Consider the following 14,993-nt stretch of genomic DNA (forward strand, 5'->3'; position numbering starts at 1 on the left):
TTACATGGGGGTTGGATCCCAATAGTAGGCCTGCATTGTTTTAGTGCGTATCTGGCTCGAAACTTGCTGAAAGCAAGGTGATAAAGCAAAACCGGAATACGTATGATGAGGCTGCATGAGCGTCCTGGCCAACAACTATAAAGAGCTGAGTGAACCCGCCGAGGTGATGGAGCCGACGCAGCGTATTGTCAAGGTGCGCCGTGACTACAATACCTGGGTCGTCAACGAAACACTGGAAGATTATGCCTTGCGGTTTACCCCGCGCTCTTTCCGCAAGTGGTCCATCTTTCGCGTTTCCAATACTGCATTTGGCGCCATCTCCTTCCTGGTGCTGGAGGCCATAGGCGGCACTTTGGCCGTCAATTACGGCTTTACCAATGCGCTGTGGGCAATCATGGCGATTGCTCTGGTGATTTTCCTGACCGGTTTGCCCATTAGCTACTACGCCGCCAAGTTCGGTCTGGACATGGATCTGCTCACGCGCGGCGCTGGTTTTGGTTACATAGGCTCCACCATTTCTTCTTTTGTCTATGCTTCGTTTACCTTCATCCTGTTTGCGCTGGAGGCTGCCATCATGGCCTATGCGCTGGAGCTTTACTTCAACCTGCCGCTATATGCAGGCTATCTGGTGAGCGCGCTGGTGATTGTGCCCCTGGTCACGCATGGCGTGACATTGGTCAGCCGCATCCAGATGATCACCCAGCCGATCTGGCTTGTGTTGCTGGCATTGCCCTATATCTTCATTATCTACAAGGATCCGGGCGTGATAGACCGCCTGACTGCTTTCGCCGGCAAGTCGGGATATGACAATGAATTCAATTGGTTGATGTTCGGTACCGCCATGGCGGTGGGCATGGCGTTGATTCCGCAGATAGGCGAGCAGGTGGATTTCCTGCGGTTCATGCCGGAGAAAACCCGGGAAAACCGCTTTCGCTGGCATTTCGGCGTGATTGTTGCCGGACCGGGTTGGATATCCCTGGGTATGCTGAAGATGCTGGGAGGTGCCTTGCTGGCATACCTGGCGTTTGAAGGCATGCAGTCATTTGAGCAGGTGGTCAATCCAAACCAGATGTACCTTGCCGGTTTCGGGCAGGTGTTCTCCAACCCGCAAGTTGTCTTGGCTGTGACCGTGCTGTTCGTGGTGATTTCCCAGATGAAGGTCAACATGACCAATGCCTATGCCGGCTCGCTGGCTTGGTCCAACTTCTTTGCCCGCCTAACACATAGCCACCCTGGCCGTGTCGTCTGGGTGGTGTTCAATGCCATGATTGCGATCATCCTCATGGAAATGGATGTGTTCCAGGCGCTGGAACAAGTGCTGGGTTTGTATTCCAACATAGCGATCTCCTGGATCACTGCCGTGGTGGCAGACCTTGTCATCAACAAGCCGCTTGGCCTGAGTCCCAAGGGCATAGAGTTCCGCCGTGCCTATCTTTATGACATCAACCCGGTAGGGGTGGGGGCCATGGTGATTGCCTCCATGCTCTCGGTCGCAGCATTTTTTGGATTGTTCGGCATAGAGGCGGAGGCTTTTTCCGCTTTTATTGCACTGGGCACAGCCCTGGTGGTGTCGCCATTGATTGCATGGCTGACCAAGGGCAAGTACTACATTGCCCGTAAGCCAGTGAGCTACAAGCCCGTCAGCGGCGTGCAGCGTTGCAGTATCTGCGAGCGGGATTATGAAGTGGATGATATGGCGCATTGCCCGGCTTACCAAGGGGCGATTTGCTCCCTGTGCTGTTCGCTGGATGCCCGCTGCAACGATGTCTGCAAGCCTCATGGGCGCATAGAGAACCAGTGGCAGGGCATCATGCGGCGGGTTCTGCCCGATGCCTGGACCGAGGTATTGCAGAACGGCCTGGGACATTACCTGTTGCTGATGGCAGTCACCCTCGCGTTCCTGAGTGCATTGTTTGGCCTGATCTATTTCCATGAGTCGCTCACCATGACGGGTGAAAAGGAGGCCTTGTTACCAGAACTGCGCCTTGGGTATCTCAAGATATTTGCTGCGCTGGCATTCGCCAGTGGCATCATTGCATGGTGGATTGTGCTGACCTCGGAAAGCCGTCGCGTTGCGCAGGAAGAGTCCAACCGCCAGACCAACCTGCTGCAGCGCGAAATCGTGCTGCACCGGCAGACCGATGCCGAACTGCAACGCGCGCGACAGGTGGCGGAACAGGCCAACCAGGCCAAGAGCCGCTATATCACAGGGATCAGCCATGAGCTGAGAACGCCGCTCAACAGCATATTGGGCTATGCCCAATTGCTGGACAACGACCCGACCATCCCGGAAAACCGGCACCAGTCCATACGCGTGATCCGCCGCAGCGGCGAGCACCTGTTGTCGCTGATCGAAGGCACGCTGGATATTGCCCGTATAGAAAGCGGCAAGCTGACTTTCGACCTGCGCCTCGTGCGTTTCCCGGAATTCATCCAGCAGCTGGTGAGCATGTTCGAGCTGCAGGCGCGCAACAAGGGCATCAGTTTTCATTATGAACTGCATGGCGAGTTGCCCAAGGTGGTGCGTATCGACCAGAAGCGCTTGAGCCAGATACTTATCAATATCCTCGGCAATGCCGTGAAATTTACACGCCACGGGGGAGTCTCGTTCAAGCTGCACTATGCGCGCGAGATGCTTAACATCAGCATAGAGGACACCGGCCCCGGCATTGCGCCGGATGAGATCGACAAGGTTTTCGAGCCGTTTGCGCGCGGTACTGCCGCAGCCAACAGCAATATCGGCGGCACCGGCCTTGGGCTCACCATCAGCAAAATGCTGACCGAGCTCATGGGCGGTCAACTCACGTTAAGCAGCACGCCAGGGCTGGGCAGCAAGTTCAATATCCGTTTGTTCCTTTCCCAGGTCAGGGTGGCGGAGGATATCGAGACCGCTTCCATGCCCATGCCCGTGGCATACAAGGGGCCGCGCCGCAGGGTACTGGTGGTGGACAACGAGCAGGTGGACCGTGAGCTGCTCAAGAGCATCCTGCAACCACTGGGCTTCGAGGTGGCCGAGGCTGCCAATGGTCGCGAGTGCCTGCAGGTCTATACCGAGTTCAAGCCCAATGTGATTCTCATGGACCTCGCCATGCCGGACATGGATGGCTGGGAGGCCAGCTACATGATACGCAAGGTGCACCAGTCCGACGTGCCGATTGCGATTGTCTCGGCCAATGCCTTTGACAAGGGGTTGGAGAATACCGCGGGTATCCCGGCCAGCGATTTTATCGTCAAGCCGGTCAACGTGATGGAATTGCTCGCCTGGATAGGCGAACAGCTCAAGCTGGAGTGGGTCACCGAGATCATTGCGCCTGCCGTGGGTTTCTCGTCCGTGGATATGTTGGAGAATACAAAGCTGGTATTGCCTGAGCAGGCACAGCTGGATGAGTTGATGGCCTTGGTGAAAGTTGGATATGTGCGTGGTATTTCACGAAAACTGGATGAAATTGGCCATGATCAGCGCTACGAGTTGTTTGTGGCTGCCATGAAGAAATTGTCACGGCAGTTTGAGCTGGATGCCATGAAAAAAATGCTGGAAGAAGTGAATGATGGAGACTAGAAAAGAAACAGCGGTTGTCCTGATTGTGGATGATGTGCCTGATAATCTGGCCGTACTGCATGATGCGCTGGACGAGTCAGGTTACATGGTACTGGTAGCCAATAATGGCGAAGCTGCCTTGTCACGCGCAGAGGAGGCGCGGCCCGATATTATCCTGCTGGATGCCATCATGCCCGGGATAGATGGCTTTGAGGTGTGCGCACGCCTTAAAGCCAATCTCAATACGCGCCATATCCCGGTGATTTTTATGACGGGGCTGACCGAGTCTGAACATGTGGTAGCGGGATTTGCTGCAGGCGGCACCGATTACGTCACCAAGCCTATCCGGACAGTGGAGGTGCTGGCGCGGATCACTACTCACCTCCAGGCCTCAAAACAGATGCACCAGACCCGTGGCGCACTGGATGCATTTGGTCAGGCGGCGATCGCCATCCTGCCGGTTTCGGGCCGTATCGTCTGGCAGACACCCTTGGCAAGGAGCTGGATGCAGCGATATTTCACTGACGCAGAAATAGATCCGCAGACCCATACGCCAAGTCCCTTGTTGAAATGGCTGGCCGGATTACCGCTGGACAGCCATGCGGATGCCAATCCGCTGGTGATTGTGCAAGGCAGCGGGCGGCTGATTTTCTCAGCGGGCGACCTGAATGCCGAAGAGCAATGGATTATCCTGTTGCGCGAGGAATCTGATGCCGCACAGATCGAGGCATTGATGAGCACTTTCGGCCTGACCCAGCGTGAATCTGAAGTGCTGTACTGGGCAATCAAGGGCAAGACCAACCGCGATATCGGCGACATTCTCGGCACCAGTCCGCGCACAGTGAACAAACATATGGAGCATGTGTTTGCCAAGCTGGGTGTGGAAACCCGTACGGCCGCCGCAGCGCTGGCGACGAGCAAGATGAGGAACTTGAAGGCTGGATAGCTGGCGAAGCAAAATAAAGATACTCGCTGGCAAGCGAAAAGCGTCCTCACGCAGTTACAACCATTACTTTTACCGGATTGCTTAACCAAATTATTTTGGGTGTATCCCTGACTGCACTTTAAATTTACTCAGGCTATATCTCTACTGCGAGAAGATGGATTTCGCCTTGCCGGGCGAGTCCGTTTCTTTTGTCTCGCCAAAAGAAACGGAACCAAATAAAACGAAGTTTCGGTGAAGCCAAAAGGCGACCCAGCTGTCCGCGACATCCCCTGTGCTGCTCACTTTCAGCGGGCCTTGCAGAACTCGTTATCGCTGAGACATGCTGCAAGGCTTTCTCCGCTAAAAGCTCCGCTGCTCGGCGCAGTCAGATGGGAGCCATGGCTAGGCTCGCTCGGTTAGTTGGTCATTGTGTTCTATCCCTACAAGTTCACAACGGGCCGATTCAGGCTGCCTCTTCCAGTAGATCATCCTCTCTATTTTCAATCACATGCCCGGTTGCGCTTCGCGCATTGATTTGCTGGACAGCATCGCTGATACGGGTGATCAGGTTGACGGCTGAAAGCAGGATCAGCAGGTTTTCGCCATTATCCGTCATGACTTTGGCAATACCTTCTGCCGGAATGTTGACGGTGGCGAACAGGGATGAAAGCGATTCTATATCGGCAGGGGCAATCGCCGGAATTTCTCCCAGTGCGCTCACCATCAGGCCGAACTTGGGCAGCTTGGGGCCGGCCTGGACAATGACGATCTGCTTGTCCTGCTCGGGCGGCTGGAAGTCTATGCCGGTAAGCCGGGCAAGGTTGAGCACTGGCACGACGTTGTCCTCGTGCTTGAGCATGCCTTCCAGCACCGATGACGTATCGGGCAACGGCTTGATGTTGTTGGCCTGGACCGCCTCGACAATGTGCGAGGCGGGCAGGCCGAGCCAGTGCTTGCCGATGTAGAACGTGGCGTATTCTTCGGCATCTGCCGCGGCGGCCTGGTTGCTTGCCGGCTTGAACTGGTTTTGCTGCAGCAGGTTTTCCGAATCTATCATGGCATTGATGTCGGCGGCCTTGCCCAGCGGGATGAAGATCAGCGCGGTCACGTGGTTCTCGTAGCTGTCGCCGGCACCCTTGTATTCGCGGTACCCGGCCGATGCGCGCGCCCCCACGGCATAGTAGTTGCCGTTGTAGAGCGCGATATCGAAGCCGGTGCTTCCCGGCGCCAGCTTGCACAGCTCCGGATGCACGGTGAAGTGGCTGCCGACGGCAAAATCGCGCGAGGTGGATGAGATCACGCGCAATTTCTCATCCACGTAGAGCGTGAAGCTGCCTTTGACGACATCGTTGTCCGCACTACGGGGCAGGGCGTCCGCGAGCATGGCGGAAAACTGCGGCGTGCTGTCGAACACGATGCCGATGCCGCCCACGGTCTGTTCCTGGTGGCGGATGGCGGCGGCATAAATATAGGTGGGCTGGTTGCCATAGAGCGGGCTGGGCTCGAAATCCGACACGACATAGTCTTGCGAATGGCGCAATTGCAATGCCGCCTTGACCCAGTCGGCAGTGATGGTTTCGCCTACCAGCCGCTGATAGGCCGGGTTGGAGGCCGCCACGATACAGCCGTGGCGGTCGAAGACGACCAGGTTGGAATATACCGTGTAGGCCTTGTTGATGTAGACCAGCACCTTGGTGATCGCATTTCTCTCCTGCATGCTGAGTTCCGGCTGGGATAGCAGGCGCTGGAACGTCGCGGTCAATGCCCACCAGCGGCAGTCGTTGGCGCGTTCGTACAGGTTGCGGTCCATGATGTCCACTGCCAGCGATGCAAAGAAGCGGGAGTTTTCCAGCATCACGGCCACCACGGTCTGGTAGAGGTCGGCTACTGTCTTTTCCACCACGTTCTGCGTCTTGAAGCCGGTATTGCTGATTTCCCACAACAACATCTTGGAGAAATTGTTCTGCTGCGCATTGTGGCTGGCGTCGCGCTTTTGCCAGATATTGCCGTTCCATACCGATTGGTTGAGCTTGCTCTGGATGGTGGCGGCCTGCTTGGGAATGCCCAGCAATGTCGCCGAGAACAACAGCGGGCTGCGCATGACCTTCTTCAGCAGCTTGCTGTCGATGCCGGCAATGATGTTGGCGACATTGTCCTCGAAGGCATGCTCAAGCGGGATCATCACATGGCCGCGCCAGCCTGGGCCCATGTAGCCCTGGTAGCCCTTGGTTTCACGCGTGACGGCAAGATAAAGCCTGCCGGCGAAACGCGTGAGTATCCAGTCCTGGCCCTGGGCATGCTCCAGCGGGGCGCCCAGGGGAATCTGGTAGTGGTCGCTGCTGGCGACGACCCGGTCGCTCTCGTCCAGCAGCAAGCCCACGCACCATTCGTTCTTGCGGATCAGGTCCTTGAAAATGCCGTCCATTTCATTTTCGAACCTGAAACACAGGCAGAGCACGCCCAGCGCGGTATCGCTGTCATCGTGGCATACCCTGCGGGCATAGATCAGGCTGGAATCCTGCCTGGGCGATAAATCGCTGTGACGGAACACTTCGATATAGGGTTCGTCGGAATGCAGGGCCTCCTTGATCAGGGGATCGTGCGATTGCCTGGCCGGGTTGTCTTCATCCAGCTGCACCAAAATGTTGCCGCTTGCATCAAGCAGGATCACATTGAAGTACACCGAGTACTTCTGGACATACTCGCTGAAGCGCTCGCGCAGCAGCATGTAGTCATCCTCGTCGGCACTGCCCGTCAGGTGCTTGTCGAGGAAGTTGCTGAGGTTGTCGTCAGTGGAAAGAAAGCCGATATCCGCCGTGCGCTCGAACAGGTTGCGCACCACAATGTCCACTGCCACCTGGGCTTTTGCCGTGATCGCGGTGATGGTCTTGTTGAGGGTTTCCTGGGCCAGGCTGTCCAGTACGTCGGTCGTGACCTTGCCGAAGGCCTGGCGCGTTTCGCTCATGTCGGTACCTGTGCCGGAAAGCTGGCTGAGCAGGGACAGGTTGTCCCAGGTGCTTTGCAGTTGCTGCAACGATTCGCGATAGCGGTTGAGGCTGCTCATGCTTTGCTTCATGGCAGGGATGTTGTGGTTTGCGGTTGTCATGCTTTGCTTTCTTATAGTGATGCCTGCATTGATGGCAGCAATTATCATGCCCGCTATGGCGGTTGGCATTGATCTTTAATTTTCCTTCTCCAAAGTGGGCAGCTAGCCAGGTGGTAGGCAAACTTACTGTACGAACGTACAATATGCCGATGCAGGTCAAACGGAAACTCGAAATACTGGCCGATGCCGCCAAATACGACGCCTCGTGCGCCTCCAGCGGCACCGAGCGGCGCAACTCGCGGGACGGCAAAGGCATAGGTTCGACCACGGGCACGGGGATTTGCCACAGCTACGCGCCGGACGGCCGCTGTATTTCCCTGTTGAAAATATTGCTGACCAATTTTTGCGTGTATGACTGTGTCTACTGCGTCAACCGTGTCAGCAGCAATGTGCCGCGGGCGCGCTTCAGCATAGACGAAGTGGTGCAGCTGACGCTGGCGTTTTACCGACGCAACTATATCGAGGGCTTGTTTCTGAGCTCGGGCATTATCCAGAGCCCGGACTACACCATGGAGCAGGTGGTCGAAGTGGCGCGCATCCTGCGCGAAGAACATGGCTTCCGCGGATACATCCATTTAAAAACCATCCCGGATGCCGACCCGGACTTGCTGGCGCGCGCAGGGCGCTATGCGGATCGGCTGAGCATCAATATCGAACTACCGACGGCAGCCAGCCTGTCTGCGCTGGCGCCGGAAAAGGACGGCGCGGCCATCCGCATTTCGATGGCGCGGCTGCGCGAGAGGATCGATGCGGGGAAGGACAAGACTGTCAGCGGCAAACGCCCGCCTAAGTTTTCCCCGGGCGGGCAAAGCACGCAAATGATCGTCGGGGCGGATGCCTCGGACGACAGGACGATACTCAGCACCAGCGCCGACCTGTATGGGCGCTACCGCTTGCGGCGCGTCTATTATTCCGCGTTCAGCCCCATCCCCGATGCGAGCCCGGCCTTGCCATTGCAGTCGCCGCCATTGGTGCGGGAGCACAGGCTGTACCAGGCGGATTGGCTGATGCGCTTCTATGGGTTCGAATCGCATGAAATCATCACCGGCGAACAAGGCATGCTGGCGCTGGATATGGACCCCAAGACGGCATGGGCGTTGCAGAACCGTGCCATGTTTCCCGTCGACCTTAACCGCGCGCCCAAGTCCACATTGCTGCGCGTGCCGGGTCTGGGTGTGCGCAACGTGCAGCGCATCCTGGCAGCCCGCCGCGTGCGCGCAGTGCGGCTGGATGACCTGGTGCACATGCGCGCCCCGATCAACCGCATGCTGCCGTTTATCCAGCTGCCGGACCATCATCCCGGCGCGACGCTGGATGCGGCCAGCCTGCCTGTACGGCTCAAGGACACGCATGCAGCCCCGCAGCAGTTGGGATTGTTCATCTAGAGCCCTCATGCACAACATTTATCTCAAGGATGAAACCGACATCGAAGGCTGGCGCGCTGCGGCGCGCCGGCTGATTGCCCACGGTATCACTCCGCAGGAGGTGGACTGGTACGTGGGGCCGGCACGGGATGCGGCGGTTCAGGCAGATTTTTTTGCAATGGCGGACGACGCAACGAACCTGCCTGCTGCGCCATCCTCCATTGTGGATCAAGAAAACAATGCCGGTATTGCGCCGCCAAACATATTCGCCGGTCAACCGGGGATTCCTGCCGAGGGCAGGTCCCTGATGGTGCCGCGCCAATTCGTCGAGCTCGTGCGGTCCGTGATTCTGCATTGTGCGCCGGAGCGTTTTGGCCTGCTGTACCGGGTGCTATGGCGCTTGCAGCAGGAGCGCGGCCTGATGAGGCTGGCAGGGGATGCCGATGTTGCCCGCCTGAATGCCATGACCAAGGCCGTGCGGCGCGATATGCACAAAATGACGGCGTTCGTCCGTTTCCGGGAAGCGATGGTGGAAGGCCGGCCGCGCTATCTTGCCTGGTTCGAGCCGGAGCACCACATCATGGCGGCGATCGCGCCTTTCTTCATCGGGCGTTTTGCCGCGATGGACTGGACCATCATGAGCCCGCGCATGGGCATGCGCTGGGACGGCAACATGCTGCATTTCCTGCCGGGAGGCAAGCCAGGGGCGCTGCCCGCAGAGGATGCCGGCGAGGCGCTGTGGATGAGCTATTACCGGCATATTTTCAATCCCGCGCGCCTCAAGCTCAAGGCCATGCAAAAGGAGATGCCGAAAAAATATTGGCATAACCTGCCTGAGGCGGAGCTGATTACCTCATTGATTGCAGGCGCTGGAATGCGCACGCAGGCGATGCTGGAAAGGGCGCCCGAGCCGCCCAGGCGCAAGGTCATCGGCTATCAGCGAAAGCCGCGGCGTCCGGATATCGCCGGCGGAAACGAATAACGGCATTCAGCATGCGGTAGAGAGCCGATAGAGCAGCAAAGGCTGTGGCTGGCATTTTTCGTGCTTTTGCTCGGGTAATCCGCAAACCGCGAACAACCATAAGAAGCCGCCATGCAAATATTCCTGTTCCCACTATCCGCTTTTTTCTGTCTTTACTTTCTTGGTATCACAGCAGTCTCCGCAGGCGATGGTGCATCCCAGGCGCAGGCCATGGATAGCGTTTGGGTGGCGATTTCCGGCGCGCTGGTATTCATGATGCAGGCCGGGTTCGCCATGCTGGAGAGCGGCATGGCGCGCGCCAAGAATGCCGTGAATGTCATGATGAAGAACTACATGGATCTGGCTGTGGGGGCGCTGTTGTTCTGGCTAGTCGGGTATGGCCTGATGTTCGGCGGCAATCCCAGCGGCTGGATCGGCACGGACCATTTCGCCTTGGCCTACGGCGACGACTGGAGCGCCAGCATGCTGTTTTTCCAGGTGATGTTCGCGGCGACGGCAGCGACGATCGTGAGCGGCGCCATGGCCGAGCGCACGAGTTTCGTCGCCTACTTGCTGGGGGCTTGCGGCATTATGGCATTGATCTACCCGGTATTCGGCAGCTGGGCCTGGAATGAGCATGGCTGGCTTAAGCAGATGGGCTTCATCGATTTTGCCGGCTCCACAGTGGTGCATTCGGTCGGGGCATGGTGCGCGTTGGCGGGGATCATGGTGCTTGGTCCGAGGCTGGGGCGTTTCGGCAGTAAGGGCGAGGTGCACATGATCCCGGGACATAACCTCGGCTTGGTGGCGATGGGCGGCTTCCTGCTCTGGTTCGGCTGGTTCGGCTTCAACGGCGGCAGCACGCTGGCGGCAGGCGCCGAGATCGGCCCGATTCTCCTGAATACGCATATGGCCGGTTCCGCAGGCGCGGTGGGTGCATTGCTGACTACGCTGGCCATGCGCCAGCCGGTGCTGATGGCCTATGTGGTCAATGGCAGCCTGGGCGGCCTGGTGGCGATTACGGCGGGTTGCGCCAGCATGGATGTACCGTATGCGGTCCTGACCGGTTTCATGGGCGGGATCGTCACGATGTTCGGGGTGTGGGCGCTGGAAAAATTAAGGCTGGATGACGTGGTGGGCGCGGTGGCCGTGCACGGCTTCAGCGGCGTATGGGGCACGATTGCGGCCGGCTTGTTCCTCAAGGGCAATATGTTTGACCTCAACCAGGTCATCGTGCAATTGATCGGGGTGGCCGTGGCTTTTGTCTGGGTCTTCCTCAGCGCGTTGCTGATGTATGGGCTGCTGGCACGCACGATCGGCTTGCGCGTCAGCACCATGCACGAACAGCGCGGGCTGGACATCACGGAACATGACGAGGTGGGCTATCCCGAGTTCAACCGCGATGCTGCCTACCAGCGCGAACATGTCCAGCAGCTCAACCGGCTCTGAGTTGATCTATGGATATCGTGTTACGCCGCCGCGCAATCCTTACCGGGCTCAGGCCGTTCCTCAGCGATGAGGAGTTGCTGCCTGCAGTGGCGTTATGGGAGCGGGAGTATGCCGGGCAGCCAGTATTTGCCCTGAGCGGGTTCATTGCGAAATGCTGCACACGGCCGGCGCTCAAGGCACAACGCGGCCAGATGCTGCGTGCCGTGATCGGCGCCATGGAGTTGCCGGAGAGGCAATTGCTGCCGGATCCGGGCACCCAGCCGGGCGATGTGGCAACAGCGCAACGCACGACAAGCCTAAGCGCAGATGATAAAACCAGCATGTTCGCCATCCTGCTGCAAGCCATGCTATTGCTTGTTGAGCCGGCATTGCAGGGTGCGGTTCGCAACCGTCTGTTGCAGCAGCTCGACAAGCAAAAGTTTGAAGGCGTGCGCCAGCAAGTATTGCATGAATGGCTGGCAGGCCATAGCGCCGCATTGACTCACAGCTACAGCCTCGACCTGCTGCGATTGTTCATCAACCAGGCTTATGTCGTGATGTGCGAAGCCCTGGGGCCGGTCAAGGCTGACCAGCTATTGGCGCAGGCAATCCGCCAGGCCGAGATACAAGGGCAGCCCCTGAGTTTCCGGTTGCATGATTTGTTGTAAGAGCCTGTTGACGATCTTTTCATCAGGTCCGTTGTTTCGGCAGTGTAAGTGATGCAAACCGCAAACGGGTTCATTGCCCGGCGAGGATTTGCAACACAGCAGCAGCTGCCGGGACAACCCAGAGGGCATGGCCCCAAAACGCGCCCGCTCTGCGTTGCAGCCCTTGGTAAGGCAATGAGCATTCCCTGCGGACTGCGCCTTGACCGGACACGTTTTGCAGCCATGCGTACCTCATGGAAAGATCGTCAACAGGCTCTAGCAGGGCTCAATAAAAAAGGGAGTGGATGCTCCCTTTTCAATACGGTCGACCGGTCTTACTTCACGCGGTTCTTGTATTCCAGCGTGCGGGTATCGATTTCGATCTTGTCGCCGATGTCACAGAACAGCGGTACGGGCAGTTCAAAACCGGTGTTGATCTTGGCTGGCTTCATCACCTTGCCGGAGGTGTCGCCCTTGACGGCCGGCTCGGTGTAAGTGATCTCGCGCACGACGGAGTTCGGCAGTTCAACGGAGATGGGCTTGCCGTTGTAGAACACCACTTCGCATTCCATACCGTCTTCCAGGAACTTCAGTGCGTCTTCCATGGTTTCAGCTTCAACTTCGTACTGGTTGTATTCGCTGTCCATGAATACATACATTGGATCGCCGAAGTAGGAGTAAGTCACTTCCTTCTTTTCCAGCACCACTACATCAAACTTGTCATCGGCCTTGTAGACCGCTTCGCTGGGGGATTCGGTGAGCAGATTCTTGAATTTCATCTTGACCACGGAGGAGTTGCGGCCCGATTTGCTGTATTCGGCCTTCAGCACGACCATAGGGTCGTTGCCTACCATAAATACGTTGCCTACGCGAAGTTCCTGAGCTGTTTTCATGTGATGTCCTGGGACTTAAAAAGGGTAAAGTGTAAAAAGTCGCGCATTATACCTGAGATTGTTGAAAATTTCTCACAAAAATAATCAGTTGAGATGCCATATCTACTTGTTCAGCAAGGGTTTGCGCCTTTTTGGCAGTATGCTGCCGGATGGCAGGCAGGGCGTGCGTCAGTTGACGCCAGCTGTCGGGCGCAAGCTGCATGCGCGTCCAGCCGTGGTGGAAGGCGTGCCAGATACCTGCCGCTTCGGTTTCCAATTCTGGCAGGAAAAATTCAAGGAAGGCTTGCAGTTTGATGATATGGGTATCTTCAGCCTGCACATAGGGCTGCCAGACAAAAGGCCGGCCCGCCCAGACCGCACGGATCCAACTATCCTCACCACGTACAAAGTTGAGATCGCACGACCACAACAGCTGGTCATAACCGGATTGGCTGAGGAAAGGCAGGATGCTGGCGGTAAGTGCGCCCTGCGTTCGCGTTTCACCTGCTTGCAAGGAGGCATCGCCAAAAAACTGGCGTACCGGTTCCAACAGGCTGCTTTCGGGGATCAGGCATAACACTGGACGCTCGCTTCCGGCCATGGCACTCAGCAGGGAGGCAATTTCCGCTTGCGGGTAAGCAAACAGCGAAACGCGTAATTCTTGTTCTGACGAGACTACGGACTGCTGGTAGGTATCGCGGCGGGTTAACAGGTCGTGTTCGCGTAGCAGGCCGCCAGTGTGTTCCGTGAAGCCGGGGAAGAAAAAGGTTTTTTTCAGTGGCAGCCTGGGATGAGGCGAGGGTTGCAGATGAAAAGTTTCCACCCAGGCTTCCGCGCTGAGATAGTCCAGATTGATCCAGACGGGCGGCTTTGCCACCATCGCCTGCACATAGCTTTCGGGCAACTCGCAGGCGAAGGCTTCTACGACTACCTCGGCAACGCCATCGAATGCAAAATCGGCCGTCCAGTGTGCAATGGTGACGCCGTCCAGCACCTGTTGCGGCAACTGTACATCCAGGTTGGGTAGCAGGCGATTTGCAACAGCCAGGTCGTCTATCCACAACCTTACCTGCATGCCATGTTCACGATAAAGTTGCTGCGCCAGTCGCCAGCAAACGCCGATATCGCCGAAATTATCGACGATCCGGCAGAAAATATCCCACTGCTTGGGCATTGCTCCCGTCAATCCTCTGTCGGGGAGTGATAACTGACGTCCACCACTTCGTAGCTTTCTTCTCCGGCAGGGGTCTGCACCCGTACGACATCACCGGGTTGCTTGCCCAATAAGGCGCGCGCCAGGGGGGATATCCAGCTGATATAACCCTTGGTAGGATCAAGCTCATCCTGGCCTACGATGCGGTAATGATGTTCACTGTCACGCTCCAGCGAGTAAAGCTCAATCCAAGCGCCAAAATAGACTTTTTCCAGATCCTGCTGGGTGTTTGGATCAACCATCACAGCAATGTCCATGCGCTTCATGAGGAAGCGCAGGCGCGAATCAATCTGGCGCAAACGCTTCTTGCCGTAAATATAATCACCGTTCTCGCTACGGTCACCATTGCTCGCGGCCCAGGAAACATCGCTGACCACCTTGGGGCGTTCAACTTTGTAGAGTTGCTCGAACTCGGCCTTGAGCCTGGCATAACCTTCGGGAGTAATGTAGTTTTTCTGATCTGCCATAGAGCGGCACGGTAGGGGGCCGCAGGCGGTCTGTCAAGCGGCGATGCTGCCTGGGAGAAAATCCTTTGGCAGGGCAATTATCTTTGCGCTAAGCTCAGCTTGCCCATCAAGGCAGTTTTCTCAAATATGGGCAAATCAAATAACAGCCAAACTCCATAATATTGAGTCAAGGGAGCAATGATGAGCGGGGAAAATCAAACCCCGGTGGTTTTCGCCGGCAAGGCCAGCGAATATTTCGGCATCTGGATCGTCAATCTGTTGTTGAGCAGTGACTTTGGATATTGTTCCTGTGTGCCCATCCAGGCGTTTGCGAGCGCGTATTCAGCCATTTATTGCGGCGGATAAGCAAGAAGTGCGGCAGATAATGGCCTCCCTTACAGTCCGCATGGTTTGATCTTGATTCAGGATCATCAGGCTTGGTATCTGCCCCGAATGCAGTAAAATTGGCAGGATGATCTCCCTTACACGCATT

11 protein-coding genes are annotated in these 14,993 nt (G+C 57.0%); 7 read left to right on the top strand and 4 right to left on the bottom strand.

What is annotated here, in order from left to right; translation table 11 throughout:
- The first annotated feature begins 115 nt into the window (after positions 1–115).
- A complete protein-coding gene (locus tag LG200_RS03890; protein ID WP_226756275.1) occupies positions 116–3,559 on the top strand; it encodes a hybrid sensor histidine kinase/response regulator in 3,444 nt (1,147 codons plus the stop codon).
- Positions 3,546–4,484 (top strand): response regulator transcription factor, encoded by a 939-nt coding sequence (locus LG200_RS03895; protein WP_226756276.1) that lies wholly within the window; start codon positions 3,546–3,548, stop codon positions 4,482–4,484. Before LG200_RS03890 ends, LG200_RS03895 begins: the two co-directional genes overlap by 14 nt.
- A 442-nt stretch (positions 4,485–4,926) precedes the next feature.
- Here the strand turns inward: LG200_RS03895 and LG200_RS03900 are convergent, their stop codons facing one another.
- Positions 4,927–7,638 (bottom strand): chemotaxis protein CheW, encoded by a 2,712-nt coding sequence (locus LG200_RS03900; RefSeq protein ID WP_226756277.1) that lies wholly within the window; start codon positions 7,636–7,638, stop codon positions 4,927–4,929.
- A gap of 74 nt (positions 7,639–7,712) precedes the next feature.
- Here LG200_RS03900 and LG200_RS03905 point away from each other — a divergent pair, with 74 nt between their 5' ends.
- The 4 genes from LG200_RS03905 to LG200_RS03920 all read left to right on the top strand — a co-directional run bounded on the left by LG200_RS03905 (position 7,713) and on the right by LG200_RS03920 (position 11,990).
- Positions 7,713–8,954, top strand: a complete 1,242-nt coding sequence (locus LG200_RS03905) for a putative DNA modification/repair radical SAM protein (protein ID WP_226756278.1) — start codon at positions 7,713–7,715, stop codon at positions 8,952–8,954.
- A gap of 7 nt (positions 8,955–8,961) precedes the next feature.
- Entirely contained in the window at positions 8,962–9,915 is a 954-nt protein-coding gene (locus LG200_RS03910; protein ID WP_226756279.1) for a TIGR03915 family putative DNA repair protein, read from the top strand.
- Between the two features lie 111 nt (positions 9,916–10,026).
- On the top strand, positions 10,027–11,343 hold the full coding sequence (locus LG200_RS03915; protein ID WP_226756280.1) for an ammonium transporter: 1,317 nt from the start codon (positions 10,027–10,029) through the stop codon (positions 11,341–11,343).
- Positions 11,344–11,351: 8 nt separating this feature from the next.
- On the top strand, positions 11,352–11,990 hold the full coding sequence (locus LG200_RS03920) for a hypothetical protein (RefSeq protein WP_226756281.1): 639 nt from the start codon (positions 11,352–11,354) through the stop codon (positions 11,988–11,990).
- A gap of 314 nt (positions 11,991–12,304) precedes the next feature.
- Here LG200_RS03920 and efp read toward each other — a convergent pair whose 3' ends face one another.
- Genes efp through greB form a run of 3 tightly spaced genes read right to left on the bottom strand, consistent with a single transcriptional unit; the run spans position 12,305 to position 14,521 of the window.
- Positions 12,305–12,862, bottom strand: a complete 558-nt coding sequence (gene efp / locus LG200_RS03925; protein WP_226756282.1) for an elongation factor P — start codon at positions 12,860–12,862, stop codon at positions 12,305–12,307.
- A 46-nt stretch (positions 12,863–12,908) separates the two neighbouring features.
- The gene (earP, locus tag LG200_RS03930; protein WP_226756283.1) at positions 12,909–14,015 is read right to left on the bottom strand and encodes an elongation factor P maturation arginine rhamnosyltransferase EarP; all 1,107 of its coding nucleotides are present in this window, start codon (positions 14,013–14,015) and stop codon (positions 12,909–12,911) included.
- A gap of 8 nt (positions 14,016–14,023) precedes the next feature.
- Complete coding sequence (gene greB, locus LG200_RS03935) at positions 14,024–14,521, bottom strand: transcription elongation factor GreB (protein WP_226756284.1); 498 nt, start codon at positions 14,519–14,521, stop codon at positions 14,024–14,026.
- Between the two features lie 180 nt (positions 14,522–14,701).
- Between greB and LG200_RS03940 the strand changes: the two genes are divergently transcribed.
- Positions 14,702–14,866 carry a DUF898 domain-containing protein gene (locus LG200_RS03940; protein WP_226756285.1) on the top strand — a complete coding sequence of 55 codons (165 nt, stop codon included), beginning with the start codon at positions 14,702–14,704 and terminating at the stop codon, positions 14,864–14,866.
- Positions 14,867–14,993 lie beyond the last annotated feature (127 nt).

Source organism: Methylobacillus caricis (assembly GCF_020532705.1).
Taxonomy (GTDB): domain Bacteria; phylum Pseudomonadota; class Gammaproteobacteria; order Burkholderiales; family Methylophilaceae; genus Methylobacillus; species Methylobacillus caricis.

What these genes read in the sequence shown, in the direction of transcription:
- LG200_RS03920 (WP_226756281.1), top strand. Translation starts at nt 11,352, where the DNA reads ATGGATATCGTGTTACGCCGCCGCGCAATCCTTACCGGGCTCAGGCCG.
- LG200_RS03915 (WP_226756280.1), top strand. Translation starts at nt 10,027, where the DNA reads ATGCAAATATTCCTGTTCCCACTATCCGCTTTTTTCTGTCTTTACTTT.
- LG200_RS03890 (WP_226756275.1), top strand. Translation starts at nt 116, where the DNA reads ATGAGCGTCCTGGCCAACAACTATAAAGAGCTGAGTGAACCCGCCGAG.
- LG200_RS03900 (WP_226756277.1), bottom strand. Translation starts at nt 7,638, where the DNA reads ATGCCAACCGCCATAGCGGGCATGATAATTGCTGCCATCAATGCAGGC.
- LG200_RS03905 (WP_226756278.1), top strand. Translation starts at nt 7,713, where the DNA reads ATGCCGATGCAGGTCAAACGGAAACTCGAAATACTGGCCGATGCCGCC.
- LG200_RS03940 (WP_226756285.1), top strand. Translation starts at nt 14,702, where the DNA reads ATGAGCGGGGAAAATCAAACCCCGGTGGTTTTCGCCGGCAAGGCCAGC.
- earP (WP_226756283.1), bottom strand. Translation starts at nt 14,015, where the DNA reads ATGCCCAAGCAGTGGGATATTTTCTGCCGGATCGTCGATAATTTCGGC.
- greB (WP_226756284.1), bottom strand. Translation starts at nt 14,521, where the DNA reads ATGGCAGATCAGAAAAACTACATTACTCCCGAAGGTTATGCCAGGCTC.
- LG200_RS03895 (WP_226756276.1), top strand. Translation starts at nt 3,546, where the DNA reads ATGATGGAGACTAGAAAAGAAACAGCGGTTGTCCTGATTGTGGATGAT.
- efp (WP_226756282.1), bottom strand. Translation starts at nt 12,862, where the DNA reads ATGAAAACAGCTCAGGAACTTCGCGTAGGCAACGTATTTATGGTAGGC.
- LG200_RS03910 (WP_226756279.1), top strand. Translation starts at nt 8,962, where the DNA reads ATGCACAACATTTATCTCAAGGATGAAACCGACATCGAAGGCTGGCGC.